This window comes from Pseudomonas sp. TWR1-1-3 (genome assembly GCF_049896805.1).
GTDB classification, from domain to species: domain Bacteria; phylum Pseudomonadota; class Gammaproteobacteria; order Pseudomonadales; family Pseudomonadaceae; genus Aquipseudomonas; species Aquipseudomonas bubulae.
Map to the genome: position 1 here is coordinate 451,376 of NZ_JAFCUZ010000004.1, position 24,635 is coordinate 476,010.

Sequence of the window (24,635 nt, forward strand, 5' to 3'; positions counted from 1 at the left end):
GAGTCCGTGTGAAGGCTCATTCAACACCGGGATGACAGCAGGTGTGCGGCACATAGTTACCGCACAAGGACTGTTGCCGTAGCTGTAATACAGATTGTCCCAAACCGGGCTTACTCCGCTGCGGGCCAGCCCTTAAGCTTGCCGGACTTCGCAACACGGACACGCATCGAGTCGCATCGACTCTGCTCTCCCCGATTTACCCTGACGTTGATTTGTAGCTCCTTGATGAACGTCTTCCTTGGCCGCTGTTTTACAGCGGCCTTTTTTATGGTGCCCGCTCCCGCGGGATATGTGGCGGGTTTAAGAACTAGAACACCATCGTCAGCAACGGCGCGGCAAACAGGTTAAGGATGCCCGTCAGCACCATCACCAACCCTGCTACCGAGCCTTCCTCACTGCCCACTTCGCGGGCACGGCTGACCCCTGCGCCATGGGCACCGATACCGAACAGCGCGCCCCGGGCCAGACTGCTGCGCAGTGGCAGCCACTTGAGCAAAATACCGCCCAGCAATGCACCAAATACACCGGTAAACATTACAAACACCGCTGTAAGCTCAGGCACGCCGCCAAGGTCCTGTGCCAGCGGCATGGCAAACGGTGTGGTGATGGAGCGCGGCACCAGCGACATGGTCAATGAGGTGTCCAGCGCCAGCGCCCGGGCCAGCCAGAATGAACTGCCAATGGATGCCGCGCTGCCCGCCAGCATCCCCAGCAGCAACGCCACCCAGTGACGGGCCAGCAAATTGCGTTGCTGCCAGATCGGTACGGCAAAGGCCACCGTTACCGGCCCCAGAACCAGCATCAGCCAATGGGTATTGCTTGAGTATTCAGCATAGGCAGTGTGCAACGGCACGGCCACGGCTAGCAGCAAGGCCGGGACCAGGATCAGCGGAGACAACAGGTATCGCCCGGTACGCCGGTACAGCCAGCGGCTGAAGGCGTAGGTCAACAGCGTGAACAGCAGCCAGAACATGGGCATCAGTTCAAACTTCATGACGCATCCTCCAGCGGCACACCGCTTCCACCGTAAACGCCGTCACCACCATCACCAGCAAGGTACTCACGCCAATGACCAACAGGATGCGCCAACCTTCATCACGCACGATTACACCGTAATCAAGCAGGCTCATGAGTGCAGGGATGAAAAACAACAGCATTTCGGCCATCAACACACCGGCCCCCAATTGCAGGGTCGCGGGTCTGACCCAGCCCAGGGCAAACGCCAGCAACAGCAGCGCCATGCCCACCACCCCGCCCGGGATCGGCAAGTGCCCCCAGGTTGCCAGCTGGCAGCCCAGAAAATACAGCGCCAACAAAACGGCCAGTTCACTGACCAACCGACCCAGGCGTTTTACATCGAAGCGTTTCATGTTGTTTCCATTTCAGACAGGTTTCCAGTTTAAAGAGCCTGCTAACATCCCGGAAACGAATTGTCAGACTTGTAGCCATTCCAAAATGGAATCATGCCAATGGAATTCAAACACCTGCGCACCTTTGTCGAAGTCGCCCGCCAGGGCGGTTTTACACCCGCCTCCCACAGCTTGCATATCAGCCAGTCAGCGGTGAGCAAACAAGTGGCGCAGCTCGAGCACAGCCTCGGTACACCGCTGTTCGACCGCCTGGGTTCTCAGGTGCGGCTGACGGCAGCGGGCAATGTGGTGTTGCAGCGAGCCGAAGGCATGCTGCGCTTGCATCGGGAGTTGTTGAGCGAGCTGGACGACTTGAGCCAGATGACCCGGGGGGAACTGCGGGTGGGCCTGCCGCTGCTGGGCAGCAACACCCTGTTTGCCGGGCTGTTTGCCGAATACCGTCGACGCTACCCGAATATCCGGGTGCAGTTGCTCGAAGAAGGCAGCTTGAATATCGAACAGGCCGTTTTGAGCGGCGAACTGGAGCTGGGCGGCAGCCTGACCCCGAATAATCCCGCGTTTGCTTATCAGCCGTTTTGTGACGAGCCGCTGGATGTTCTGCTCCCGGCCGATCATCCGCTGGCCGAGGGGCCTGGCGTAAGACTTGAGCAATTGGCTGATACGCCCTTTTTGCTCTACCAGCGCAGCTTTGTGCTCAACGACCGGGTGCTCAAAGCCTGCCAGCAGTCAGGCTTTACCCCCAACGAAGGCGGGCGCAGTGGCCAGGCGGATTTTCTGGTGGCATTGGTGGCTGCAGGCCAGGGCGTAGTGTTGCTGCCCAGTGTGGTCGCCCGTGGGCTGGTGCGCCCCGGGGTGGTGCGGCTCAAACTGCTCGCACCGGATGACTTGCGCTGGGATATCGCGTTTATCTGGCGTGATGGCGCGTATCTGTCACGGGCAGCCCAGGCCTGGCTTGAGCTGCTGCGTGAACGCCCGGTTACGGCTTCAGTGTTTTGATCAGTTCTGCAATCCACGGCTCGGAGTCTTCCTCCGGAGTCACCGTGACGCTGGAGTCCAAACGCAGCATCGGCAGCACTTCACGCACGCCAAGCTCGGCAAACAGTTCGCGCATTTGCTCACCACCGCCACAAAACGTGTCACCGTAACTTTCATCACCCAGGGCAATCACTGCCCCAGGCAGCCCGCGCCAGGCGCCTGGCAACTGGTCACGGATGGCGCTGTACAGCGGCACGAGATTGTCCGGCAGCTCGCCCATGCCCGTGGTCGAGGTCACCGCCAGCAGCGCTTCGGGAGCAAACGCCTGGAGATCGGCCAAAGTGGCGCGGGTATTGAGCAAAACCTCAAAACCGGCATCGGTCAGCAGTTGTTTCGCATTGCGGGCGACTTCTTCAGCGGTGCCGTACACCGAGCCGGAAAGGATGGCGACTTTCATCAATCTGATCCTGTAGCTGACTAAAAGCCTGGGATATTAACAGGTCTGGCAGCGATGCCTTACCATGCGCCCATCTGTATGCCTCTCTGGAGAACCACTCAATGATCAACGCCCGTTTATTACAACGCATGGTGGACGCGTCCCAGGACGGCATTGTCGTTGCCGAACAAGAAGGTGAAGACAACATCCTGATTTATGCAAACAACGCCTTTGAAACCCTCACCGGCTACAGCCGCGACGACATCCTCTATCAGGACTGCCGCTTCTTGCAGGCCGGCGACCGTGACCAGCAGGGCCTGCAATTGATCCGCGAGGCGATTGCCAGCGGTCAGCCCACCCGCCAGATCCTGCGCAACTATCGCAAGGACGGCACGCACTTCTGGAATGAACTGTCGATCACGCCGGTGTTTAACGAAAACGACAAGCTGACATACTTTATTGGCGTGCAAAAAGACGTCACCTTGCAGGTCAAGGCCCAGCAGCGGGTCGCCCAGCTCGAAGCCCGACTGGCCTCGGTTCAGGCTGAACTGCAGGCGCTCAAGGCGACGAGCGGATTAAACAAAACGTAGAAATTACGGTCTGATAGTCGCTGTGACGATTTTTCAGACACCTTTTCGAGCTTTATCCATGTCGCACGATGCCCTTTTGACTCAGGACGAACTGGATTTCATCCAAACGATGCACCAAAACCCGCTGTTGAATAAACGGGATGCTTCGTCGAGCCTGATGGTCAACGGGATGTCGCAAATCCGCGATTTGCTGACACGCCTTGCCGCCCATGAACAGGTCACCATCCAGGCACAAATTGCCAATCAGCAAATGAGTTTTCCGCTGCGCCTGGTTGAAGACGAATTCCATGCCCAGCATCTGCAACTCGGCGCCCCGAGCATCTTCGAAGACGGGCCAAAGGCGCGCCCCTGGCGCCTGTCACTGGCCGAGCCGGTGCCGCTGGAAAATATCCGCGGCAAGGCAGGTCATCTGTGGGTAACCGAACTGTCGTTCAAAGGCGTGCTGATTGAAATGCGTCACGACAGCCAGCCGCCACGCCAGTTTGCACAGTGGTTCAGCCCCGATGGATATGAGCGGATCAACCTGCGCGGCACCCTGGAGCGTAAAACGGAAACGGGCCTTTATGCCTACCGCCTAAGCCAGAGCGACAAGGGCGAAACCGAACATCTGCGCCAGTACATCCTGCAACAACACCGCCTGGCGCACCCGGGCCTGCACGTCTGATCAACCGCCCGGCGTTGCCTTGAGTTCAGCATCCAGACGTTGATTGATCAGGCGTGACACACTCCCCAGGCAAGCGATGGATGAGTTCGCCAAAGCCTCCTGAACCACATCCGAGGCCTCACCTGCCAACGACACCGAGCAATTCAGGGTCTGTGCCAGGCGTGTCAGCCTGCGCTGGTGGACCGTGTTCAATGCATGGTTGGCAAACAGCACAACGGCCCGGGGCTCCAGCTTCTGGCAAACCAGTGACAACTCTTCCAATGGCTGACCTATGGCTACAACCCTGACCACGCGGTCATTACGGGTCAGCAGCAAGCCCGCCACCAGCAACTCCAGCTCGCGGCACAACTCAGGCATCGCCACCACCAGCACGCACGGGCGGGCAACAGCGGCCTGCAATTGAAGGCGATGCTGTACCCGACCGCGCAAGAAGCCGTCCAGCAGCAGCCATTCACTGGTACGGCCAAATGTATCCCGGGCCCCAAGCAGTTGCTGCCACAGCGGCAGGAAAATCCCCTGAAACACAACGTCAATCGGGTAGCTGGAGAAAATCTGCCCGTAAAGACGCTCCAATTCGGGTTCGTTAAAGTCCGTGAGGGCGCTGCCAATACGGGTTTGCCAGTCGCGGTACTCACTGCTGGCGGGGGCCGGGACATCGACGGAACTGTTGCTTGCTAGCAATTGCGCGACTTTGCTGACAGAAACCCCACGCTCAAGCCAGCCCATGACCTGACGAATCGTTCCAATATCGCTCACGGAATACAGACGATGCCCACTTTCGGTGCGTTTTGGTTCGATCAACCCATAGCGGCGCTCCCAGGCACGCAGGGTTACCGGGTTGATTCCCGTCAGCCTGGCCACTTCCCGGATCGGATACAGACCCTGGCAATCATCAGCCTGGGCAATGGGCTCGAGTTCAGTAATCACAGGCATCGGCAGGGCAACAATCAGAAAGGGTGACTGGATTCTACCCGTCAATCCAGACCCTGTGGGAGCGGGCTTGCTCGCGGTGCAGGCCACGCGGTCTGTCAGGTGAGCCGCGGTGATGCCCGCTCACACAAACGGCGCTGTGTGTATTCAGGAACAATCCTTGCTTGTTTTTACGGACATGGCCCACCACCCCGGCGCCGTGTTTTGTGATTGCCCTACCCGGGCAGCATCAGCCTCATGGAGATACACAATGTCTACCTCCCCTGTCACATTGATGGTTGCGCGCCGTGTCGCCAAAGGCCGCTACCAGGAACTGATCGCCTGGCTGCACGAAGGCGAACAGCTGGCCACGGACTTTGCCGGCTACCTGGGCTCGGGCGTTCTGGCGCCGCCACCGGGCGACGACGAATTTCAAATCATCTTCCGCTTTGCCGACGAATCCACCTTGCATGCCTGGGAGCACTCCGTCTCGCGCAAGGCCTGGTTGCTGCGTGGCAGCGACCTGTTCGCCAACCCTTCCGAGCACCGGGTCAGCGGCATCGACGGCTGGTTCGGCAATACCGGGCAAAGACCGCCCCGCTGGAAGCAGGCAGTCGCCATCTGGCTGGCGTTCTTCCCGGTCTCACTCCTGTTCAACTTTGTATGCGCCCCCTTGCTCGGCGAGTTAGCCCTGTTGCCACGGGTACTGGTCAGTACCCTGGCCCTGACGCCGCTGATGGTTTACCTGTTTATTCCACTCTCTACCCACTTGCTGGCAGGTTGGCTGCACAGCACCCCAGGCAAACCCCTGCGCAGCGCTATCGCGACACCGCGCCACTAATCTCGGGCTTGGCCGTCAGGTCGCGGACACTGGTATAGTTTTGCCAATGCGCCGCGACTGTTTCCGGCTTTTGTGCACCGAGTACGTCATGCCCACTTCTACCGCACCGATTCTGATCACTGGCGCAGGCCAGCGCGTTGGCCTGCATTGTGCGCAGCAGCTGCTGGCCGACGGCTATCTGGTGATTTTCACCTATCGCAGTGAAAAACCCGGCGTGCAAATTCTCCGCGACCTGGGTGCCATTGCGCTGTTTGCCGACTTTTCGACCGAAGCCGGCATTCTCGATTTTATCGAACGGCTGAAAATACACACCGACAGCTTGCGGGCGATTGTCCACAACGCCTCGGCCTGGCTGGAAGAAACCCAACAGACAGAAACCAGCGCCTTTTTGCACATGTTCAGCGTGCATATGCTCGCGCCATATCTGATCAACCTGCATTGCAGCGAGCTGCTCAAACGCTCGAACCCTGCAGATATTGTGCATATCAGCGATGATGTAACACGCAAGGGCAGCAGCAAGCATATGGCCTATTGCGCAACCAAAGCCGGGCTCGACAGCCTGACCCTGTCATTCGCGGCTAAACTGGCGCCACAGATCAAAGTCAACGGTATCGCCCCGGCCTTGCTGATGTTCAACCCCGACGACGATGCGGCGTACCGCACCCAAGCGCTGGCCAAATCCGTGCTGGGCATCGAGCCCGGCGCCGAGGTGATTTACCGCAGCCTGCGCTATCTGCTGGACAACCCGTATGTGACCGGCACCACCCTGACCGTCAACGGCGGCCGGCATTTAAAATAATGCCGCCCCGCGAGGAAGTACTTAGATGAGCGCATCACTGCCTGAGCATTACCGCGAGATTCTTATTGGTTTAGGCGAAGACCCTGAGCGCGAAGGCCTGCTCGACACCCCCAAACGCGCCGCCAAAGCCATGCAATACCTGTGTCATGGCTACGAGCAGAGCGTGGAGAAAATCGTCAACGGCGCCCTCTTCGCCTCTGACAGTGACGAAATGGTGATCGTGGCCAATATCGAGCTGTACTCATTGTGCGAGCATCACCTGCTGCCCTTTATCGGCAAGGCCCATGTGGCCTATATACCGACGGGCAAGGTACTGGGGCTGTCGAAAATCGCCCGCATTGTCGACATGTTTGCCCGGCGCCTGCAGATCCAGGAAAACCTCACCCGGGAAATCGCGGACGCCATCGAAAGCGTCACCCAGGCTGCCGGTGTGGCCGTGGTGATCGAAGCCCAGCATATGTGCATGATGATGCGCGGCGTAGAAAAACAGAATTCGACCATGAACACCTCGGTCATGCTCGGCGCCTTCCGCGAACCGAGCACCCGCATGGAGTTCTTGCAACTGATTGGACGGAGCAAGTCGTAATGCCACAACTTCAGCCAGGAATGGCCCGTATTCGCGTCAAGGACTTGTGCCTGCGTACCTATATCGGCATCAATGAGGAAGAAATCCTCAACAAGCAGGATGTGTTGATCAACCTCACCATCCTCTACGCGGCGCAGGAGGCGGTGCGCGATAACGATATCGACCACGCGCTCAATTACCGCACCATCACCAAGGCCGTGATCCAGCACGTCGAAGAGAACCGCTTCGCCCTGCTTGAGCGCCTGACCCAGGAGTTGCTGGATCTGGTGATGGCCAACGACGCGGTACTGTATGCCGAAGTCGAAGTCGACAAACCGCACGCGCTGCGCTTTGCCGAATCGGTGTCGATTACACTGGCGGCGAGCCGTCAGACTGCAACCTCATAACCCCGGTGAACCCCATGACACCTCAAGAACAGCTTGAACTGGAGGCAGCCGCCTTTCGCCGCCTTGTCGCGCACCTGGACAGCCGCAAGGACGTGCAAAACATAGACCTGATGAACCTCTCGGGTTTTTGCCGCAATTGCCTGTCCAAGTGGTACAAGGCCGCAGCAGACGAGCGCCAGATCGCCATCAGCCTCGATGATGCACGCGAAGTGGTCTACGGCATGCCGTATGCCGAGTGGAAAGCCCAGTACCAGAAAGAAGCCAGCGCCGAACAGACGGCGGCGTTCACCCAAGGAAAAAAGCATGACTGATTTGAACACCCTGCGCGCCAGCCTCAACAGCGGCGAGCACGTTTTTGCCGATACCCTGGCGTTTATTGGCGCGCACTACGATTACCAGCCTCAGAGCTTCATCAACGGCGGTGTGGAAAACGCTGCAGGGCAAAATGAAGGTTCGTGCAAGACCCTGGGCCTGGCCCTGCTGGAAGGTTTGAGCGACCAGGAAACCCTGCTGGCTTTCGGCGAACACTACCGCTCGGTACTGGCCACGCCTGAAGGCACAGACCACAGCAACATTCGCGCACTGATTGCCCACGGCCTGGCCGGGGTCAAGTTCGAAGCCCAGCCGCTTACGCGCAAGGCGTAATACTGCAACTCATCGTGGGAGCGGGCTTGCTCGCGATGCAGGCGCCGTTTTTTTTCAGTTACACCGCTGCGATCCCATCGCCAGCAAGCCCGCTCCCACAGGGCAGACACAAAAAAACCGGCCAAGGCCGGTTTTTTGTTGAGGCAGGCTATCAGAACTGGGCGTTCTGCAGGCCGTCAAGGTAACGCTCGGTGTCCAGCGCTGCCATGCAACCGGCGCCAGCCGAGGTGATGGCCTGACGATAAACGTGGTCCGCCACGTCGCCCGCAGCAAACACGCCTTCAACGCTGGTCGCAGTAGCGTTGCCTTCACGGCCGCCCTGCACAACCATGTAGCCGTCTTTAAGCTCAAGCTGGCCTTCGAACAACGAAGTGTTCGGTGTGTGGCCGATGGCGATAAATACGCCATCGACTTTCAGCTCGTCAAAGCTGCCGTCGTTGTTCTTCAGGCGCGCACCGGTCACACCCATGTTGTCGCCCAGCACTTCGTCCAGGGTCGCGTTCAACTTCAGCTCGATCTTGCCTTCAGCAACACGGGCGTGCAGCTTGTCGATCAGGATCTTCTCGGCGCGGAAGGTTTCACGACGGTGAACCAGGGTTACTTTACTGGCGATATTGGCCAGGTACAGGGCCTCTTCAACCGCGGTGTTACCACCACCCACTACGGCAACAGGCTTGTTGCGGTAGAAGAAACCGTCACAGGTCGCACAGGCAGAAACGCCTTTGCCCATGAATGCTTCTTCCGACGGCAAGCCCAGATAACGGGCGCTGGCGCCGGTAGCGATGATCAGTGCGTCGCAGGTGAACGTACCGCTGTCACCCTTGAGGGTGAACGGACGGTTTTTCAGGTCCACTTCATTGATGTGGTCGAAAATGATTTCCGTCTCGAAACGCTCGGCATGCTCACGCATGCGTTCCATCAAGGCCGGGCCGGTCAGGCCGTGAACATCACCGGGCCAGTTGTCGACTTCGGTGGTGGTGGTCAGTTGACCGCCAGCCTGCATGCCCGTGATCAGCAGTGGTTTGAGGTTGGCGCGGGCCGCATAGACAGCGGCGCTGTAACCGGCAGGGCCGGAACCCAGAATAATCACACGCGAATGACGTACTTCAGACATGACTCACTCCTATGACCGCCCGCATTGAAACCGGGTCGGAACGCCGCTTTACCGGCTGGAATAAAAAGAAACCGTAAACCTGCCCAGGCTATGCCTGCAACGCGCAGATCCTGAAAAATATGGGTGAAGCATATAGAGGCCGCAGAGAGTAAGGAAATACGCATTAACAATCCAGCTCATAGCAGGTCTCTATGTAGTCGAAGTCGATTTTAGACGGCTTTGTTACAGTTATTGTCGATACTGCGACAAGGCTTTCGTCCTGCGGACAAAGCCGCTAAGGTCGCCCGGTTTTCCACTGTTCGGAGCACGCTATGCCCGCCCCTGTTCTCTCTGGCCCGCAGTACCTGCGTGAGGGCCTTAAGTTGATCCTCAGCCCTGGCTTGCGCCTGTTCGTGCTGCTGCCGTTACTGATCAATCTGGTGCTGTTCGTCGGATTGATTTATTTCGCCGGGCATCAGTTCAGCCTCTGGGTCGATACCTTGATGCCGACCCTGCCCAACTGGCTCGGTTTCCTCAACTACGTGTTGTGGCCACTGTTCGTGGTGCTGGTGGCGTTGATGGTGTTTTTCACCTTCACCATGCTGGCCAACATCATCGCCGCGCCATTTAACGGTTTTCTCTCGGAGAAGGTCGAAGCCGTGGTGCGCGGGGTCGATAATTCGCCACCTTTCAGCTGGGGCGAACTGGCCGCCATGGTGCCCCGCACCCTGGCCCGTGAAATGCGCAAGCTGGGCTACTTTCTGCCGCGGGCCATTGCCCTGCTGATCCTCTCGTTTATTCCGGTGCTCAACCTGATCGCGGCACCGCTGTGGCTGCTGTTCGGGATCTGGATGATGGCCATCCAGTACATCGACTACCCGGCCGACAACCACAAGCTGGGCTGGAACGAGATGCTCGCCTGGCTGCGCGAAAAACGCTGGCAGAGCATGAGTTTTGGCGGCATCGTCTATCTGGTGCTGCTGATCCCGGTGGTCAATATCCTGATGATGCCCGCAGCCGTTGCCGGTGCAACCCTGTTCTGGGTGCGCGAGCGTGGCGATGAAGCGCTGGCAGCCGCCAACCGCAGCCGCTGACTTCATCATTCCATCATCACCGTGACACATTGACGTCATGACCCCAACGCACACTGGGGTCATGACCACAGTCCTTCATATCGCACTTGTTACCGAAACCTTCGCCCCTGAAATCAATGGCGTGGCCAATACCCTTGGCCACCTGTGCGATGGCTTGCGCGCCCGCAACCACCGCGTGCAACTGATACGCCCACGCCAGAGCGCCGATGGCAACCAGCGCAGCAGCGACGACCTGATGCTCTGCCGCGGTTGGCCGCTGCCCGGTTATCCAGGCCTGCAATGGGGCCTGACCTCCACCCATCGCCTGACCAGGCGCTGGTGCCAGCACCCCCCTGACGTGGTTTATATCGCCACAGAGGGGCCCCTGGGGCTGTGCGCACTCAGGGTTGCCCGACGCCTCGGCATTACCGCGGTCACCGGCTTTCATACCAATTTTCAGCAGTACTTGCGCCAGCATGGCCTGACCCTGTTTACCCGGGCGCTGACTCACTACCTGCGCGGGTTTCACAACCGCTCGGCAATGACACTGGTGCCCAGTGCCAGCCAACGCGTCGAGCTTGAGCGCAGGCATTTTGAACGCCTGGAGCTGCTGCCCCGTGGCGTCGATAGCCAGCTGTTCAGCCCGGCAAAACGTCAGAATGCCTTGCGCCAGAGTTGGGGGCTCAGAGAAAACGATATTGCCCTGTTGTATGTAGGACGCTTGGCACCGGAAAAAAATCTGGACGCACTCAAGCGCTGTTTCGATGAACTACAAGCCCGTTATCCCGCACGCCGCTTCAAATTGATCGTGGTGGGCAACGGCTCAAAACGTGCCTCACTGGAAGCCTCGTTGCCTGAGGCCATTTTTTGCGGGCAGCAGTCTGGCGAAGCGCTAGCGTGCCATTACGCATCCGGTGATGTGTTTTTGTTTCCCAGCCTGAGCGAAACTTTCGGCAACGTGGTGCTCGAAGCCCAGGCTTCAGGCCTGGGAGTGGTGGCCTATGACGAGGCTGCTGCCGGCTTGCATATTCGTCATGGCTACAACGGCGTACTGGCCATGCCGGGGGATGAATACGCCTGGATCGAAGCCGCCTGCTGGCTGCTTGATGACCCGGAAACCTTGCGCACCCTGCGCCTCAATGCCCGTCGCCATGCCAGTCGGCAAAGCTGGACGGGGATTGTCGAGCAGTTCGAAAACCAGTTGCAGCAGGCTCGCCAGGGCCGCGAATACGCAGCCCCGGTGCCGATTCCGATGACCGTAAAAAAGCCTTAGGCCAGGGACTTCTCAATGGCCTGAATGACCGTGGCATCGTCTGGGGCGGTACGCGGTGAGAAACGCGCCAATACCCGGCCATCCTTGCCAACCAGAAACTTCTCGAAGTTCCAGGTAATTTCCCCTTCAAATTCGGCGCCCTCGCCTGCCAGCAACCGATAAAGCTGATGGCGGTCAGGCCCGTTGACCTCAAGCTTGCTGCTCAGAGGAAAAGTGACGCCGTAGTTGAGGCTGCAAAATGCCTGGATATCCTGCTCGCTCCCCGGTTCCTGCCCGGCGAACTGATTGCATGGCACGCCTAGAACGCTGAAGCCCTTGCCCTTGAATTGCTGGTAGAGGTTTTCCAGGGCTGCGTACTGAGGGGTCAAACCGCACTTGGAGGCGACATTCACTACCAGCACCACTTTGCCTTTAAAAGTCTCCAGCGGCAGCGGCTTGCCATCCAGCGCGTCCAGGGTAAGTTCGTGAAATGCACTCATGACGGACTCCAAAAATTCCCGTATCCACATTCAAACAATCGTTCAGCCTGCCGATTGCCCTCATAATCCAGGATGCAAAAAGGCGCCCGTAGGCGCCTTTCCTGGCTAGCTCTCATGTGAGCGTAGCAGCACTTGTCAGTGCTGATGACCGCCTTCACCGTGTACGTGGCCGTGAGCGATTTCTTCTTCGCTCGCGTCACGGATGGCCACAACCTTGACCTTGAAGTTCAGACGCTGACCAGCCAGTGGGTGGTTACCGTCTACAGTCACGTCGTCGCCGTCCAGGTCACGGATGGTCACGATCTGCATTTGGCCGTCCGGCGCCGAAGCGTGGAACTGCATGCCAACTTCCAGTTGGTCAACGCCTTCGAACATGCTGCTGCTCAAGGTGCTGACCAGTTCGGCGGAGTACTCGCCGTACGCGTCTTCCGGCTCAACGGTAACGTCCAGCTCGTCACCGACGGCCTTGCCAACCAGAGCCTTTTCCAGACCCGGGATGATGTTGCCAGCGCCTTGCAGGTAAACCAGCGGCGCGCCGCCGGCGGAGCTGTCGATGACCTCACCAGCGTCGTTGGTCAGGGTATAGTCGATGGAGACAGCCTTGTTAGCGGCGATCGTCATGGGGCGAGACCTTTTGCAAAAAATAATGAGTTCGCAAGTTTAACCAAGCAATCGCCCGAAAGCGAACACAACCAAGACCAACGGATAATTTTGAAAACTTCAACGATCATTGGCTGGCGTCAGGATGAGGAGCAGCACTGGGTTGCCGTGCTCTCCTGTGGCCACACACAGCACCAGCGCCATCAACCGCCCTGGCAATCCCGGCCGTGGGTGCTTGATCCCGGGCAACGCCAGGCCAAAATAGGCCAGCCCTTTGCCTGTGGCTGGTGTGCTCAAGAGGCGGATAGCGCTAATCTTGGCAATTGATTCAGGCACAAGCCCCGTTTAAAGGGTGTTGCCCTTGCACTGCCACGTCAGGAAGCTCGCATGCAAACTTTCTTTATCGCGCCCACCGATTTTGGTGTGGGTCTGACATCCATTAGCCTGGGCCTGGTTCGCACTCTTGAGCGCGCCGGGCTTAAAGTCGGGTTTTTCAAGCCCATTGCCCAGCCGCACCCGGGGGATTTGGGGCCGGAGCGCTCCACTGAACTGGTGGCCCGCACCCACGGCCTCAAGCCGCCTACCCCGCTGGGCCTGGCCCATGTCGAGCGCATGCTGGGTGACGGCCAGCTCGATGAGTTGCTCGAAGAAATCATCAACCTCTATCAACAAGCGGCCATCGGCAAGGACGTGCTGATTGTCGAAGGCATGGTGCCCACCCGCACGGCCAGCTACGCGGCACGGGTCAACCTGCACCTGGCCAAGAGCCTGGATGCTGAAGTGATCCTGGTCTCGGCCCCGGAAAACGAAGTGCTGACCGAGCTGTCGGGTCGGGTGGAGTTGCAGGCCCAGCTGTTTGGCGGGCCAAAAGACCCGAAAGTGCTGGGCGTGATCCTCAACAAGGTGCGCACCGACGAAAGCATGGACGCTTTTGCGGCACGCCTCAAAGAGCATTCGCCGCTGCTGCGCAGTGGTGATTTCAAGTTACTGGGCTGCATTCCCTTTCAGCCCGAGCTGAATGCTCCACGCACCCGCGATGTGGCCGAATTGCTGGGAGCCCAGGTGCTCAATGCCGGGGACTATGAAACCCGTCGCATGTCGAAAATCATCCTCTGCGCACGCACGGTGCTCAACACCCTGCAACTGCTCAAACCGGGCGTGCTGGTGGTTACCCCGGGAGATCGCGACGACATTATCCTGGCCGTGAGCCTCGCTGCCATGAACGGCGTCCCGCTGGCCGGCCTGCTGCTGACCAGCGACACCCAGCCCGACCCACGCCTGATGGAACTCTGCCGTGGCGCCCTGCAGGCCGGGCTGCCGGTGCTGTCGGTGAGTACCGGCTCGTACGACACCGCCAACCGTCTCAACGGCCTGAACAAGGAAATTCCCATCGATGACCGCGAGCGCGCGGAAATCATCACTGATTTCGTCGCCAGCCACCTAGATGCCCACTGGCTGCACCAGCGCTGCGGTACACCCCGCGAAATGCGCCTCACCCCTGCAGTTTTTCGCTATCAGTTGATCCAGCGTGCCCAGCAGGCCAACAAGCGCATTGTCCTGCCCGAAGGCAGCGAACCCCTGACCGTACAGGCTGCGGCCATTTGCCAGGCACGCGGTATCGCCCGTTGTGTATTGCTGGCCAAGCCCGAAGAAGTCCAGGCAGTGGCCAAGGCCCACGGTTTTGAACTGCCCGAAGGACTGGAGATTCTTGACCCGGACCTGATCCGCGGCCGGTACGTCGAACCGATGGTGGCCCTGCGCAAAACCAAAAGCCTCAACGCGCCGATGGCCGAGCAACAACTGGAAGACCCGGTAGTGATTGGCACCATGATGCTGGCTCTGGATGAGGTCGACGGTCTGGTATCCGGGGTGATTCATTCCACCGCCAACACCATCCGCCCTGCCCTGCAACTGATCAAAACCGCCCCGGGCTGTACGCTGGTGTCATCGGTGTTCTTTATGCTGTTCCCCGAGCAGGTGCTGGTGTATGGCGACTGCGTCATGAACCCGCACCCCAGCGCCAGTGAACTGGCTGAGATCGCCCTGCAAAGTGCCGACTCTGCCGCTGCCTTCGGCATCACGCCACGGGTAGCCATGATCAGCTATTCCAGCGGCGAATCGGCCAGTGGTGAAGAAGTCGAAAAAGTCCGCGAAGCCACCCTTCTGGCGCACGAAGCGCAACATGCGCTGCTGATCGACGGCCCGTTGCAATACGACGCAGCAGCCAACGAAGTGGTGGCCAGGCAACTGGCGCCCAACAGCCAGGTGGCGGGCCGGGCTACGGTATTTGTGTTCCCCGACCTCAATACCGGCAACACCACGCACAAAGCCGTACAGCGCAGCGCCGACTGCGTCAGCCTGGGGCCGATGCTGCAGGGCCTGCGCAAACCGGTAAACGATCTGCCTCGCGGCGCACAAGTGGACGATATCGTCTACACCATCGCCCTTACGGCGATTCAAGCCGCCAACCGACCTATGGATGTGTAAATGCTGGACTTTCTGCCTGCGCCGATACGCGGCGTCATCGCTTCACTGCTGCTGGCGATCAACACCATCCTGTGTTGCACGCCGTTGTTTATCGTCGCGATTTTCAAGCTGTGCCTGCCGTTCCCGGCGGCGCAACGGCTGACCGACGAATTGATGCGCCGGATCCACGAAGCCTGGGTCGGCAACAACAACCGCTGGATGGACCTGATACGCAAGACCCGCTGGCATATCAAAGGCCTTGAAGGGCTGGACTATGAGCACTCGTATCTGGTGACCAGCAACCACCAGAGCTGGGTTGACATCATGGTGCTTCAATATGTGCTTAACAAACGCATCCGTCCGCTGAAGTTCTTCCTTAAACAGGAACTGATCTGGGTTCCGGTGATTGGCCTGGCGTGGTGGGCACTGGGCTTTCCGTTTATGAAACGCTATTCGAAGGCGTACCTGGCCAAACATCCGGAAAAGAAAGGTGCTGATCTGGCAACCACGCGCAAGACCTGCGCCAAATTCAAGAACCAGTCGGTGGGCATCTTCAACTTCGTCGAAGGCACGCGCTTCACCGAAGCCAAGCATGCGCAACAGAACTCGCCGTTTCGCTACCTGCTCAAGCCCAAGGCCGGCGGTATCGCCTTCGTCCTGGACGCGATGGGCGAACAGCTGAAATCAATCGTCAACGTGACCATCCACTACCCGGGCGGGCGTCCGGGGTACTGGGACTTGTTGTGCGGCAATGTGAAAGACGTGGTCGTGGTGTTTGAAGAGCTGCAAATACCCGATGAATTCCTGGGCAAGAACTACGACCAGGACCCGGAGTACCGCCTGGCGTTCCAGGGCTGGATCAACCAGCTCTGGGAAGAGAAGGACCGCTTGCTGGAGCAGTTGCATCGGGACTATCCGGCACAGTGAAGAAGATCAAAAGCCCCTCACCCTAACCCTCTCCCAAAGGGAGAGGGGACTAAAGGCAAAAGCAGACCTGTACAACACCACAAATCAGCTCCCTCTCCCTCGGGAGAGGGCTGGGGAAAAATACAGCGCCCAACAAAAAGCCCGCCACCGATCACTCGGTGGCGGGCTTTTTAGTGCGGCTTAAATTGCGCCGCGTTGACGCAACAGGTCCAGCACCTGCTTGACGCTTTCTTCCAGTGACAGCGTTTGCGTGTCGACCACCAGGTCGGCATTCAACGGCACGTCATACGGGAAGGACTCACCCGGAATATTGTCGCCACCCGCCGCATACAAACCTTGCGGGTCTCGCTCGGCGCATACGGCCGGGGATGCCTGCACATACACGGTAAGCAGACGGTCGCTGCCGATCAGCGCCTTCGCCTGTTCACGGCCTTCGGCATCCGGTGCCACGAACGCGGCCAATGTCAGCAAGCCCGCTTCGTTAAACTGACGCGCCACGTGAGCGGCACGACGCCAGTTTTCCGTACGACCGGCACGATCCTGTGGCAGCCCCTTGTTCAGGTCATGGCGCAGGTTCTGACCATCGAGTACAAACACCGCACGGCCCATGTCGAACAGCTTGCGCTCAACAGCATAGGCCAGAGTGCTCTTGCCGGCGCCGGACAGGCCGCTGAACAGCACTGTGGCGGGTTGCTGGCCAAAGCGCTGGGCACGCTCTTCAACCGCCACATGCGCCAATTTACCATGATGGGTCGCGCTGCCATGACTCAACGGCTGTGCAACGATCATCCCGGCACCGACAGTGCCATTGGTCAAACGGTCGATGATGATAAACGAACCGGTGGTGCGGTTGCTGGCGTAGCCATCCAGGGCGATCGGTGCGTCGAGGCTGATCTTGACCTTGCCGATCTCGTTCAGTTGCAAGGCGCTGGCCGGGCCCTCTTCCAGGGTGTTCACATCGACCTTGTTGACGATGCTGGCAATCGAACCCGGTACATAGCTGGTGGCGCGCTTGATGTCGTACTTCTTGCCCGGCAGCATCGGCTCTTCAGCCATCCACACCAGCATGGCTTCGAAGTTGTCAGTCACCAGCGGCACATTGTCAGCATGCACCAACAGGTCGCCACGGGAGATGTCGATCTCGTCTTCCATGGTCAGCGTAACTGCCTGGCCCGGGCCTGCGTGTTCCAGCTCACCTTCAAAGGTGACGATGGATTTGACCCGGCTGCTCTTGCCCGACGGCAATACGACGATTTCATCGCCCTTGTGCACGATGCCGCTGGCCAGGGTACCGGCAAAACCACGGAAGTTCAGGTTCGGACGGTTCACGTACTGCACCGGGAAGCGCAGGTCGGTGAGGTTGCGGTCGGCCGCCACTTCCACGGTTTCGAGGATTTCCATCAGCGACTGGCCGGTGTACCACGGCGAGCGCTCGGACTTGTTCACCACGTTGTCGCCTTTAAGGGCGGACATCGGCACAAAGTGCAGGCTGGTAGGCTTCATCTTCAAGCCTTCGGCGAACTTCAGGTAGTCGGCCTTGATCGACTCGAACACACCCTCGTCGAAACCCTTGAGGTCCATCTTGTTGATGGCCACGACGATATGCTTGATGCCCAGCAACGAAGCAATAAAGCTGTGGCGACGGGTCTGGGTCTGCACGCCGTAACGGGCATCCACCAGAATGATCGCCAGGTCACAGGTCGATGCACCGGTGGCCATGTTGCGGGTGTACTGCTCATGGCCAGGGGTGTCGGCAATGATGAATTTGCGCTTGGCGGTGGAGAAATAACGATAAGCCACGTCGATGGTAATACCCTGCTCGCGCTCAGCTTGCAGGCCGTCTACCAGCAGCGCCAGGTCGATATCGTCGCCCGTGGTACCGCTTTTTTTCGAGTCGCGGGTAATGGCTTCCAGATGGTCTTCGTAGATCATCTTGGAGTCGTGCAGCAAGCGCCCGATCAGGGTGCTCTTGCCGTCGTCGACGTTGCCACAGGTCAGGAAACGCAGCATTTCTTTGCGTTCGTGCTGGCCCAGGTAGGCGAGGATGTCCTCGCTGATCAAATCAGATACGTGCGACATGACAACCCCTTAGAAATAACCTTGACGTTTTTTATCTTCCATCGAGCCTGCGCCATCGTGGTCGATGACTCGGCCCTGGCGCTCGGAAGTTCGCGTCAGGAGCATTTCCTGGATGATGTCGGTCAGGGTTTCAGCCTCGGACTCCACCGCGCCGGTCAGCGGGTAGCAGCCAAGCGTCCGGAAACGGACCTTTTTCTTGACGATACGCGCCTTGTCTTCATCAGACAGGTGCTCAAGGATGCGCTCGTCGTCGATCATGATCAGCGTGCCGTTCTTCTCGATCACTTCGCGTTCTGCGGCGAAGTACAGCGGCACAATCGGGATGCCTTCGAGGTAGATGTACTGCCAGATATCCAGCTCGGTCCAGTTCGACAACGGGAACACGCGAATCGATTCGCCCTTGTTGACGTTGCCGTTGTAGACGTTCCACAACTCGGGCCGCTGATTTTTCGGGTCCCAGCGGTGCTTGCTGTCACGGAAGGAATACACGCGCTCTTTGGCACGGGATTTTTCTTCATCGCGACGCGCACCACCAAAGGCGGCATCAAAACCGTATTTGTCCAGAGCCTGCTTCAGGCCCTCGGTCTTCATGATATCGGTATGCTTGGCGCTGCCGTGGGTGAAAGGGTTAATCCCTTGTGCCACGCCGTCCGGGTTGACGTGAGTGATCAGGTCCAGGCCCAGCTCGGCGACCATCTTGTCGCGAAAGCTGTACATCTCCTGGAATTTCCACTGGGTGTCGACATGCATCACCGGAAACGGCAGCTTGCCAGGGAAAAACGCCTTGCGAGCAAGGTGCAGCATCACGGCGGAATCTTTACCGATCGAGTACAGCATCACCGGGTTATCGAACTCGGCGGCCACCTCGCGGATGATGTGGATGCTTTCCGCCTCCAGCTGTTTCAGGTGCGTCAGTTTGTCGACCATGGCTACTCACGAAAGCTATCTTATGAACGGCCTGCGGGCCGTGTTCGAGGGGCGAATGCTAGCACAGCACCCTCTTCTATAGATGGCGCCAACTAGATCGAAACGGTCTAAGAATAGACCTCGGAGTTTGGGCGATTACTCCATGTGGGAGCGGGCTTGCTCGCGATGCAGGCAATGCGGTTATACAGCAAGAACGCGTTGATTCGATCGCGAGCAAGCCCGCTCCCACAGGGTTCAACTCCAATGCTCAGATCGGATTCGGGCAATCGATAAACAGGTGTTCCAGAGCAAAGCGCCGCGCTAGGTAATCCCCCAGGGCTTGCACGCCATAACGTTCGGTGGCGTGATGGCCTGCGGCAATAAAGCTGATGTCGTTTTCCCTGGCACTATGGAAAGTCTGCTCTGACGCTTCGCCACTCAGGTACAGATCAACCCCCGCCTGTACCGCCTGATCGATAAAGCCCTGCCCGCCACCGGTACACCAGCCCACGCGGCGGATCATTTCGCTGCCTTCAATCAGCAACGGCTCACGGCCCAGCGCTTCTTGCACACGGCGGGCAAAATCGCGGGCCGTTACAGGCTCGGCCAAGGAACCCACCAGCCCCACCACTTTCGAATTGCCCGGTTCCAGCGGACCTTCGACGGTGATATCCAGCTGCCGGGCCAATTGCACGTTGTTGCCCACTTCAGGATGCAGATCCAGCGGCAAGTGGTAGGCCAGCAGGCTGATATCGTGCTTGAGCAGGGTTTTCAGGCGGCGCTGCTTCATACCGGTAACGCACGGGTCTTCGCCTTTCCAGAAGTAGCCGTGATGCACCAGCACCAGATCAGCCTGGGCCTCGACTGCGGCATCCAGCAATGCCTGGCTGGCGGTCACGCCACTGACTATACGCATCACCTGCGGGCGGCCTTCGACTTGCAAGCCATTGGGGCAGTAATCGCCGATGGCGGCACAGTTGAGGTAACGATTTGCCTCTTCTACCAGCGTGCTCAGGGAGACAGCCATAAAAGACTCCTAAATATAGCGTTCAGAGCCGGGCGGCCCTCGTATAATGGCGTCATTATGGGCCGTCAGAATGGCTCTGCAACCTTCAGGACTGAGTTCAATGTTTAAGGCTTTGCGTTTCTTTGGCTGGCCGTTGCTGGCTGGCGTGCTTATCGCTTTGCTGATTATTCAGCGTTACCCGCAATGGGTTGGGCTGCCGAGCCTGGACGTTAATCTGCAACAAGCCCCGCAAACCAGTTACATGCAGCAGGGTCCCGTGACCTACGCCGATGCAGTGGTGCGCGCCGCGCCTGCCGTGGCCAACTTGTACACCACCAAGGTGGTGAACAAAAACGCCCGCCCATTGTTTGAAGACCCGCAGTTCCGTCACTTTTTCGGCAACAACGAACCCAAGCAGCGACGCATGGAGTCCAGCCTCGGTTCGGCAGTGCTGATGAGCCCCGAGGGCTATTTACTGACCAATAACCATGTAGTCGCAGGTGCCGACCAGATTGTGGTGGCACTCAAGGACGGCCGCGAAACACATGCACGGGTTATTGGTAGCGACCCGGAAACGGACCTGGCAGTACTGAAGATCGACCTGAAAAACCTGCCTGCAATTACCATCGGCCGCTCGGACACCCTGCGCATCGGTGATATCGCCCTGGCGATCGGCAACCCGTTTGGCGTTGGCCAGACCACCACCATGGGCATTATCAGTGCCACCGGGCGCAACCAGTTGGGCCTGAACAACTACGAAGACTTTATCCAGACGGATGCCGCGATCAACCCGGGTAACTCGGGCGGCGCGCTGGTGGATGCCAACGGTAACCTGACCGGCATCAACACCGCGATTTTCTCCAAGTCCGGCGGCTCACAGGGCATCGGTTTTGCGATCCCGATCAATCTGGCCATGGAAGTCATGAAGTCGATCATCGAGCACGGCCAGGTGATTCGCGGCTGGCTGGGCATTGAAGTGCAGCCGTTGACCCAGGAGCTGGCCGAGTCGTTTGGCCTCAGTGGTCGTCCGGGAATTGTTGTGGCGGGGATTTTCCGTGATGGCCCGGCGCAAAAAGCCGGTTTGCAACTGGGAGACGTGATTCTGAGCATTGATGGCGAACCCGCCAGCGATGGCCGTCGTTCGATGAATCAGGTGGCGCGGATCAAACCTTCGGACAAAATCACCATACAGGTCATGCGCAACGGCAAAGAGCTCAAGCTCACCGCCGCAGTGGGCCTGCGACCGCCGCAAGAGCAGCCGCCGCAGAACGACTGAAAACCCTCACCCCAGCCCTCTCCCTCCGGGAGAGGGCAGCGGTTACAAGTCTGACAACCCTTCAATCAACGCCGCATTCTGCTCCGGCGTGCCGATGCTGATGCGCAGGAACTGGGCAATGCGCAGTTGCTTGAAGTGACGCACGATCACCCCCTGATCACGCAACTTGGCCGCCAACGCCGCCGCATCGTGTTCCGGGTGACGGGCGAAGATAAAGTTCGCGGCCGATGGCAGCACTTCAAAGCCCAGCGCCTGCAACTGCGCGACCACTTGCTCGCGACTGTCGATCACCCACTGGCAGGTCTGTTCGAAATATTCGCGGTCGGCAAACGCTGCCGCTGCGCCAACAATGGCGATACGATCAAGCGGATAGGAGTTGAAGCTGTTCTTGATTCGCTCCAGCGCTTCGATCAGATCCGGATGGCCCACCGCCAGGCCGACACGCAAACCGGCCAGGGAGCGCGACTTGGACAGGGTCTGGGTGACCAGCAGGTTCGGATAACGGTCCACCAGGCTGATGGCCGTTTCGCCGCCAAAGTCGATATACGCTTCATCCACCACGACCACCGAATCAGGGTTGGCCTTGAGGATCTGTTCGATGGCCTCCAGCGCCAGCAGGCAACCGGTCGGTGCATTGGGGTTGGGGAAGATGATCCCGCCATTGGCCCGGGTGTAGTCCGCAGGCTGGATCTGGAACTGCTCATCCAGTGCTATGGCGTCAAACTCGATGCCATACAGGCCGCAGTAAACCGGATAAAAACTGTAACTTATATCCGGAAACAGCAGCGGTTTGTCGTGCTGGAACAGGCCATTGAAAACATGGGCCAGCACTTCGTCCGAGCCGTTGCCCAAAAACACCTGATTGGTCTGCACACCGTAATACTCGGCCACCGCCTGCTTAAGCAGGTCGCTGTTCGGGTCGGGGTATAAACGCAGGTTGTCATTGATTTCGGCCTGCATCGCTGCCAGCGCTTTAGGCGAAGGCCCATAGGGGTTTTCGTTGGTGTTGAGCTTGACCAGTTTGGTCAGCTTCGGTTGTTCACCCGGCACATAAGGCACCAGGGCTTTAACGAATGGGCTCCAGAACTTGCTCATACTTGTTACCCCTGTTTGTCGGCGAGGATGCGGTATTCAGCACTGCGGGCGTGACCGGTCAGCGATTCGCCGCGAGCGAGAATCGAAGCGGTTTTGCCCAGGTCGGAAGCACCCTGCTCGGAGCAGAAGATAATCGAGGAGCGCTTCTGGAAATCATAAACGCCAAGCGGTGACGAAAAACGCGCCGTACCGGAAGTCGGCAGTACGTGATTAGGCCCTGCGCAGTAGTCGCCCAGCGCCTCTGAGGTGTGACGACCCATAAAGATTGCACCGGCGTGGCGGATCTGCGGCAACCAGGCTTGCGGGTCTGCCACCGATAGCTCCAGGTGTTCCGGAGCAATGCGGTTGGCCACGTCGATAGCCTGCTGCATGTCGTTCACCAGAATCAGCGCACCACGACCATTGATCGAGGTTTCGATGATTTCGGCCCGCTCCATGGTCGGCAGCAGTTTGGCGATGCTGGCCGCCACCTTGTCGAGGAACTCGGCATCAGGGCTAACCAGAATCGCTTGCGCGTCTTCATCGTGCTCGGCCTGGGAGAACAGATCCATGGCAATCCAGTCCGGGTCGGTCTGGCCGTCGCACACGACGAGGATCTCCGAAGGGCCGGCAATCATGTCGATGCCTACCTGGCCAAATACATGACGCTTGGCGGTCGCGACGTAGATATTGCCCGGGCCTACCACCTTGTCGACTTTGGGTACGCTTTCGGTGCCATAAGCCAATGCCGCAACCGCTTGTGCGCCACCAATGGTGAACACCCGGTCAACGCCCGCAATGCAGGCGGCAGCCAGCACCAGTTCATTGATTTCGCCACGCGGGGTCGGCACGACCATCACCACTTCGGTCACGCCGGCAACCTTGGCCGGAATCGCGTTCATCAGCACCGACGAAGGGTACGACGCCTTGCCACCCGGTACGTACAGACCGGCACGATCCAGCGGCGTGACTTTCTGGCCCAGCACCGTGCCATCGGCTTCGGTGTAGCTCCAGGAGTCCTGTTTCTGTTTCTCGTGGTAGCTGCGCACGCGCTGTGCGGCTGTTTCCAGTGCTTCACGTTGTGGCGCAGTGATGCGGGTCAGGGCCAGTTCCAGGCGCTCGCGCGGCAGGATCAGGTCAGCCATCGAGGCCACTTCAAGCCCGTCAAAGCGCTGGGTGAACTCAACCAGGGCAGCATCGCCCCGCTCACGCACAGCCTTGATGATGTCGAGCACACGCTGGTTGACCGAGTCGTCAGACACACTTTCCCAGCTCAGCAGATGATCCAGATGCTGCGCGAAGTCCGGGTCAGCAGCGTTGAGTCGGCGAATTGCAGTGGGAGCGGTCATAGCGAGGGCCTCGGTAATGGGCGAATGCTTGGAATAAGGGTTTTGCGCAGCTCAGGCACCACAAGACTACCAAGCCATCCGCGTGGGTACCTGAGATTTCTGGCTATTACGCGGATAGATGGGCGCGACCTGAAGCCGCGCAGGTGAGTCAGCCGCGGTGTCGAAATTCCACTGCTTTGCGCAGGGTATCGATCAGGGCTTGAATACGGGCGTGCTGCATTTTCATCGAAGCCTTGTTAACCACCAGGCGGGAGCTGATGGCGGCAATGAATTCCTGGGGTTCCAGGCCATTGGCACGCAAGGTGTTGCCGGTATCGACCACGTCAATGATCTTGTCGGCCAGACCAATCAGGGGGGCCAGCTCCATCGAGCCATACAGCTTGATGATGTCGACCTGACGGCCCTGTTCGGCGTAGTAACGCTTGGCGACGTTGACGAACTTGGTCGCAACGCGCAGGCGGCCCTTGGGTTCAGCGACACCAATGGCACCGGCGGTCATCAGCTTGCACTGGGCAATCTGCAGGTCCAGCGGCTCGTACAGGCCCTGGCCACCGTACTCCATCAGCACGTCTTTACCGGCCACACCGAGGTCGGCGGCACCATGTTCAACGTAAGTCGGCACGTCGGTGGCACGGACGATCAGCAGGCGGACGTCAGGCTGTGAGGTCGGGATGATCAGCTTGCGGCTTTTGTCCGGATTCTCGGTCGGCACAATGCCTGCTTCGGCCAGAAGCGGCAGGGTGTCGTCAAGGATACGGCCCTTGGACAGTGCAATGGTCAACATGGGAAACGTAAGTCCTTATCAGGGTACTTTTGCCCGTGCGCAATCGGCG

The 24,635-nt window shown here is 58.9% G+C and carries 27 protein-coding genes and 1 pseudogene; 15 read left to right on the forward strand and 13 right to left on the reverse strand.

Going from position 1 to position 24,635, the window contains the following annotated elements:
- Positions 1-307: 307 nt before the first annotated feature.
- Positions 308-994 carry an LrgB family protein gene (locus ACP7BE_RS17750; RefSeq protein ID WP_426106692.1) on the reverse strand — a complete coding sequence of 229 codons (687 nt, stop codon included), beginning with the start codon at positions 992-994 and terminating at the stop codon, positions 308-310.
- A complete protein-coding gene (locus ACP7BE_RS17755; RefSeq protein WP_095001174.1) occupies positions 984-1,370 on the reverse strand; it encodes a CidA/LrgA family protein in 387 nt (128 codons plus the stop codon). The genes ACP7BE_RS17750 and ACP7BE_RS17755 overlap by 11 nt, the downstream gene beginning before the upstream one ends.
- Positions 1,371-1,469: 99 nt before the next feature.
- Between ACP7BE_RS17755 and ACP7BE_RS17760 the strand changes: the two genes are divergently transcribed.
- A complete protein-coding gene (locus tag ACP7BE_RS17760; protein WP_095001173.1) occupies positions 1,470-2,366 on the forward strand; it encodes a LysR family transcriptional regulator in 897 nt (298 codons plus the stop codon).
- On the opposite strand, the gene ACP7BE_RS17765 is transcribed toward ACP7BE_RS17760, so the two are convergent.
- Positions 2,347-2,802, reverse strand: coding sequence for a flavodoxin (locus ACP7BE_RS17765; protein ID WP_095001172.1), 456 nt, complete (start codon positions 2,800-2,802; stop codon positions 2,347-2,349). The two genes, ACP7BE_RS17760 and ACP7BE_RS17765, sit on opposite strands and share 20 nt — an antisense overlap.
- 101 nt (positions 2,803-2,903) lie before the next feature.
- Here ACP7BE_RS17765 and ACP7BE_RS17770 point away from each other — a divergent pair, with 101 nt between their 5' ends.
- Together ACP7BE_RS17770 and ACP7BE_RS17775 are read left to right on the forward strand one after the other, a co-directional pair.
- Positions 2,904-3,371, forward strand: coding sequence for a PAS domain-containing protein (locus tag ACP7BE_RS17770; protein ID WP_095001171.1), 468 nt, complete (start codon positions 2,904-2,906; stop codon positions 3,369-3,371).
- Between the two features lie 58 nt (positions 3,372-3,429).
- Positions 3,430-4,035, forward strand: a complete 606-nt coding sequence (locus ACP7BE_RS17775) for a hypothetical protein (RefSeq protein ID WP_095018230.1) — start codon at positions 3,430-3,432, stop codon at positions 4,033-4,035.
- Here the strand turns inward: ACP7BE_RS17775 and ACP7BE_RS17780 are convergent, their stop codons facing one another.
- Positions 4,036-4,968: a MerR family transcriptional regulator gene (locus ACP7BE_RS17780; RefSeq protein ID WP_095026603.1), complete on the reverse strand. Its 933-nt coding sequence runs from the start codon at positions 4,966-4,968 to the stop codon at positions 4,036-4,038. It lies immediately after the preceding gene.
- Positions 4,969-5,215: 247 nt separating this feature from the next.
- Here ACP7BE_RS17780 and ACP7BE_RS17785 point away from each other — a divergent pair, with 247 nt between their 5' ends.
- The 6 genes from ACP7BE_RS17785 (at position 5,216) to ACP7BE_RS17810 (ending at position 8,201) form a co-directional block, all read left to right on the forward strand.
- A complete protein-coding gene (locus tag ACP7BE_RS17785) occupies positions 5,216-5,785 on the forward strand; it encodes an antibiotic biosynthesis monooxygenase (protein WP_095001168.1) in 570 nt (189 codons plus the stop codon).
- 88 nt (positions 5,786-5,873) lie between these two features.
- Entirely contained in the window at positions 5,874-6,584 is a 711-nt protein-coding gene (gene folM, locus ACP7BE_RS17790) for a dihydromonapterin reductase (RefSeq protein ID WP_426106696.1), read from the forward strand.
- A gap of 25 nt (positions 6,585-6,609) precedes the next feature.
- The gene (gene folE, locus ACP7BE_RS17795) at positions 6,610-7,170 is read left to right on the forward strand and encodes a GTP cyclohydrolase I FolE (RefSeq protein WP_095001166.1); all 561 of its coding nucleotides are present in this window, start codon (positions 6,610-6,612) and stop codon (positions 7,168-7,170) included.
- Positions 7,170-7,556 carry a dihydroneopterin triphosphate 2'-epimerase gene (gene folX / locus ACP7BE_RS17800; protein ID WP_095001165.1) on the forward strand — a complete coding sequence of 129 codons (387 nt, stop codon included), beginning with the start codon at positions 7,170-7,172 and terminating at the stop codon, positions 7,554-7,556. Before folE ends, folX begins: the two co-directional genes overlap by 1 nt.
- A gap of 14 nt (positions 7,557-7,570) precedes the next feature.
- On the forward strand, positions 7,571-7,867 hold the full coding sequence (locus ACP7BE_RS17805; protein ID WP_095018232.1) for a DUF1244 domain-containing protein: 297 nt from the start codon (positions 7,571-7,573) through the stop codon (positions 7,865-7,867).
- Positions 7,860-8,201, forward strand: coding sequence for a HopJ type III effector protein (locus tag ACP7BE_RS17810; RefSeq protein WP_095018233.1), 342 nt, complete (start codon positions 7,860-7,862; stop codon positions 8,199-8,201). The genes ACP7BE_RS17805 and ACP7BE_RS17810 overlap by 8 nt, the downstream gene beginning before the upstream one ends.
- Positions 8,202-8,352: 151 nt before the next feature.
- Here the strand turns inward: ACP7BE_RS17810 and trxB are convergent, their stop codons facing one another.
- Positions 8,353-9,315, reverse strand: coding sequence for a thioredoxin-disulfide reductase (trxB, locus tag ACP7BE_RS17815; protein WP_016781820.1), 963 nt, complete (start codon positions 9,313-9,315; stop codon positions 8,353-8,355).
- Between the two features lie 311 nt (positions 9,316-9,626).
- On the opposite strand from trxB, the gene cysZ reads away from it, so the two are divergent.
- Both cysZ and ACP7BE_RS17825 read left to right on the forward strand, forming a co-directional pair.
- On the forward strand, positions 9,627-10,388 hold the full coding sequence (cysZ, locus tag ACP7BE_RS17820; RefSeq protein ID WP_095001162.1) for a sulfate transporter CysZ: 762 nt from the start codon (positions 9,627-9,629) through the stop codon (positions 10,386-10,388).
- A gap of 61 nt (positions 10,389-10,449) precedes the next feature.
- Positions 10,450-11,640, forward strand: coding sequence for a glycosyltransferase family 4 protein (locus ACP7BE_RS17825; protein WP_426106700.1), 1,191 nt, complete (start codon positions 10,450-10,452; stop codon positions 11,638-11,640).
- On the opposite strand, the gene ACP7BE_RS17830 is transcribed toward ACP7BE_RS17825, so the two are convergent.
- Together ACP7BE_RS17830 and ACP7BE_RS17835 are read right to left on the reverse strand one after the other, a co-directional pair.
- Positions 11,637-12,119 (reverse strand): glutathione peroxidase, encoded by a 483-nt coding sequence (locus tag ACP7BE_RS17830; protein WP_095001160.1) that lies wholly within the window; start codon positions 12,117-12,119, stop codon positions 11,637-11,639. The genes ACP7BE_RS17825 and ACP7BE_RS17830 overlap by 4 nt on opposite strands.
- Before the next feature lie 135 nt (positions 12,120-12,254).
- Entirely contained in the window at positions 12,255-12,740 is a 486-nt protein-coding gene (locus tag ACP7BE_RS17835) for an FKBP-type peptidyl-prolyl cis-trans isomerase (RefSeq protein ID WP_095001159.1), read from the reverse strand.
- On the opposite strand from ACP7BE_RS17835, the pseudogene ACP7BE_RS17840 reads away from it, so the two are divergent.
- From ACP7BE_RS17840 to ACP7BE_RS17850, 3 genes and pseudogenes are all read left to right on the forward strand, one after another.
- Positions 12,739-13,046, forward strand: a pseudogene (locus ACP7BE_RS17840) (DUF3565 domain-containing protein). The gene ACP7BE_RS17835 and the pseudogene ACP7BE_RS17840 sit on opposite strands and share 2 nt — an antisense overlap.
- 60 nt (positions 13,047-13,106) lie before the next feature.
- The gene (pta, locus tag ACP7BE_RS17845; RefSeq protein ID WP_095023071.1) at positions 13,107-15,206 is read left to right on the forward strand and encodes a phosphate acetyltransferase; all 2,100 of its coding nucleotides are present in this window, start codon (positions 13,107-13,109) and stop codon (positions 15,204-15,206) included.
- Entirely contained in the window at positions 15,207-16,112 is a 906-nt protein-coding gene (locus ACP7BE_RS17850; protein WP_426106703.1) for an acyltransferase, read from the forward strand.
- A gap of 180 nt (positions 16,113-16,292) precedes the next feature.
- Here ACP7BE_RS17850 and cysN read toward each other — a convergent pair whose 3' ends face one another.
- From cysN to ACP7BE_RS17865, 3 genes are all read right to left on the reverse strand, one after another.
- Positions 16,293-18,191 (reverse strand): sulfate adenylyltransferase subunit CysN, encoded by a 1,899-nt coding sequence (cysN, locus tag ACP7BE_RS17855; protein WP_095018236.1) that lies wholly within the window; start codon positions 18,189-18,191, stop codon positions 16,293-16,295.
- A gap of 9 nt (positions 18,192-18,200) precedes the next feature.
- The gene (gene cysD / locus ACP7BE_RS17860; protein WP_095001155.1) at positions 18,201-19,118 is read right to left on the reverse strand and encodes a sulfate adenylyltransferase subunit CysD; all 918 of its coding nucleotides are present in this window, start codon (positions 19,116-19,118) and stop codon (positions 18,201-18,203) included.
- Between the two features lie 247 nt (positions 19,119-19,365).
- Entirely contained in the window at positions 19,366-20,124 is a 759-nt protein-coding gene (locus ACP7BE_RS17865; RefSeq protein ID WP_095001154.1) for a Nif3-like dinuclear metal center hexameric protein, read from the reverse strand.
- Positions 20,125-20,224: 100 nt separating this feature from the next.
- On the opposite strand from ACP7BE_RS17865, the gene algW reads away from it, so the two are divergent.
- The gene (gene algW, locus ACP7BE_RS17870; protein WP_095001153.1) at positions 20,225-21,379 is read left to right on the forward strand and encodes a Do family serine endopeptidase AlgW; all 1,155 of its coding nucleotides are present in this window, start codon (positions 20,225-20,227) and stop codon (positions 21,377-21,379) included.
- Between the two features lie 42 nt (positions 21,380-21,421).
- Here algW and hisC read toward each other — a convergent pair whose 3' ends face one another.
- From hisC to hisG, 3 genes are all read right to left on the reverse strand, one after another.
- Positions 21,422-22,474, reverse strand: a complete 1,053-nt coding sequence (hisC, locus tag ACP7BE_RS17875) for a histidinol-phosphate transaminase (RefSeq protein ID WP_095024927.1) — start codon at positions 22,472-22,474, stop codon at positions 21,422-21,424.
- A 5-nt stretch (positions 22,475-22,479) separates the two neighbouring features.
- Complete coding sequence (hisD, locus tag ACP7BE_RS17880) at positions 22,480-23,802, reverse strand: histidinol dehydrogenase (RefSeq protein WP_095001151.1); 1,323 nt, start codon at positions 23,800-23,802, stop codon at positions 22,480-22,482.
- A 148-nt stretch (positions 23,803-23,950) separates the two neighbouring features.
- Complete coding sequence (gene hisG / locus ACP7BE_RS17885) at positions 23,951-24,586, reverse strand: ATP phosphoribosyltransferase (RefSeq protein ID WP_426106708.1); 636 nt, start codon at positions 24,584-24,586, stop codon at positions 23,951-23,953.
- Between the last annotated feature and the right edge of the window lie 49 nt (positions 24,587-24,635).

Excerpts from the sequence above, each read along its gene's own strand:
- ACP7BE_RS17750 (WP_426106692.1), bottom strand. The coding sequence starts at position 994 with ATGAAGTTTGAACTGATGCCCATGTTCTGGCTGCTGTTCACGCTGTTG.
- ACP7BE_RS17755 (WP_095001174.1), bottom strand. The coding sequence starts at position 1,370 with ATGAAACGCTTCGATGTAAAACGCCTGGGTCGGTTGGTCAGTGAACTG.
- ACP7BE_RS17760 (WP_095001173.1), top strand. The coding sequence starts at position 1,470 with ATGGAATTCAAACACCTGCGCACCTTTGTCGAAGTCGCCCGCCAGGGC.
- ACP7BE_RS17765 (WP_095001172.1), bottom strand. The coding sequence starts at position 2,802 with ATGAAAGTCGCCATCCTTTCCGGCTCGGTGTACGGCACCGCTGAAGAA.
- ACP7BE_RS17770 (WP_095001171.1), top strand. The coding sequence starts at position 2,904 with ATGATCAACGCCCGTTTATTACAACGCATGGTGGACGCGTCCCAGGAC.
- ACP7BE_RS17775 (WP_095018230.1), top strand. The coding sequence starts at position 3,430 with ATGTCGCACGATGCCCTTTTGACTCAGGACGAACTGGATTTCATCCAA.
- ACP7BE_RS17780 (WP_095026603.1), bottom strand. The coding sequence starts at position 4,968 with ATGCCTGTGATTACTGAACTCGAGCCCATTGCCCAGGCTGATGATTGC.
- ACP7BE_RS17785 (WP_095001168.1), top strand. The coding sequence starts at position 5,216 with ATGTCTACCTCCCCTGTCACATTGATGGTTGCGCGCCGTGTCGCCAAA.
- folM (WP_426106696.1), top strand. The coding sequence starts at position 5,874 with ATGCCCACTTCTACCGCACCGATTCTGATCACTGGCGCAGGCCAGCGC.
- folE (WP_095001166.1), top strand. The coding sequence starts at position 6,610 with ATGAGCGCATCACTGCCTGAGCATTACCGCGAGATTCTTATTGGTTTA.
- folX (WP_095001165.1), top strand. The coding sequence starts at position 7,170 with ATGCCACAACTTCAGCCAGGAATGGCCCGTATTCGCGTCAAGGACTTG.
- ACP7BE_RS17805 (WP_095018232.1), top strand. The coding sequence starts at position 7,571 with ATGACACCTCAAGAACAGCTTGAACTGGAGGCAGCCGCCTTTCGCCGC.
- ACP7BE_RS17810 (WP_095018233.1), top strand. The coding sequence starts at position 7,860 with ATGACTGATTTGAACACCCTGCGCGCCAGCCTCAACAGCGGCGAGCAC.
- trxB (WP_016781820.1), bottom strand. The coding sequence starts at position 9,315 with ATGTCTGAAGTACGTCATTCGCGTGTGATTATTCTGGGTTCCGGCCCT.
- cysZ (WP_095001162.1), top strand. The coding sequence starts at position 9,627 with ATGCCCGCCCCTGTTCTCTCTGGCCCGCAGTACCTGCGTGAGGGCCTT.
- ACP7BE_RS17825 (WP_426106700.1), top strand. The coding sequence starts at position 10,450 with ATGACCACAGTCCTTCATATCGCACTTGTTACCGAAACCTTCGCCCCT.
- ACP7BE_RS17830 (WP_095001160.1), bottom strand. The coding sequence starts at position 12,119 with ATGAGTGCATTTCACGAACTTACCCTGGACGCGCTGGATGGCAAGCCG.
- ACP7BE_RS17835 (WP_095001159.1), bottom strand. The coding sequence starts at position 12,740 with ATGACGATCGCCGCTAACAAGGCTGTCTCCATCGACTATACCCTGACC.
- pta (WP_095023071.1), top strand. The coding sequence starts at position 13,107 with ATGCAAACTTTCTTTATCGCGCCCACCGATTTTGGTGTGGGTCTGACA.
- ACP7BE_RS17850 (WP_426106703.1), top strand. The coding sequence starts at position 15,207 with ATGCTGGACTTTCTGCCTGCGCCGATACGCGGCGTCATCGCTTCACTG.
- cysN (WP_095018236.1), bottom strand. The coding sequence starts at position 18,191 with ATGTCGCACGTATCTGATTTGATCAGCGAGGACATCCTCGCCTACCTG.
- cysD (WP_095001155.1), bottom strand. The coding sequence starts at position 19,118 with ATGGTCGACAAACTGACGCACCTGAAACAGCTGGAGGCGGAAAGCATC.
- ACP7BE_RS17865 (WP_095001154.1), bottom strand. The coding sequence starts at position 20,124 with ATGGCTGTCTCCCTGAGCACGCTGGTAGAAGAGGCAAATCGTTACCTC.
- algW (WP_095001153.1), top strand. The coding sequence starts at position 20,225 with ATGTTTAAGGCTTTGCGTTTCTTTGGCTGGCCGTTGCTGGCTGGCGTG.
- hisC (WP_095024927.1), bottom strand. The coding sequence starts at position 22,474 with ATGAGCAAGTTCTGGAGCCCATTCGTTAAAGCCCTGGTGCCTTATGTG.
- hisD (WP_095001151.1), bottom strand. The coding sequence starts at position 23,802 with ATGACCGCTCCCACTGCAATTCGCCGACTCAACGCTGCTGACCCGGAC.
- hisG (WP_426106708.1), bottom strand. The coding sequence starts at position 24,586 with ATGTTGACCATTGCACTGTCCAAGGGCCGTATCCTTGACGACACCCTG.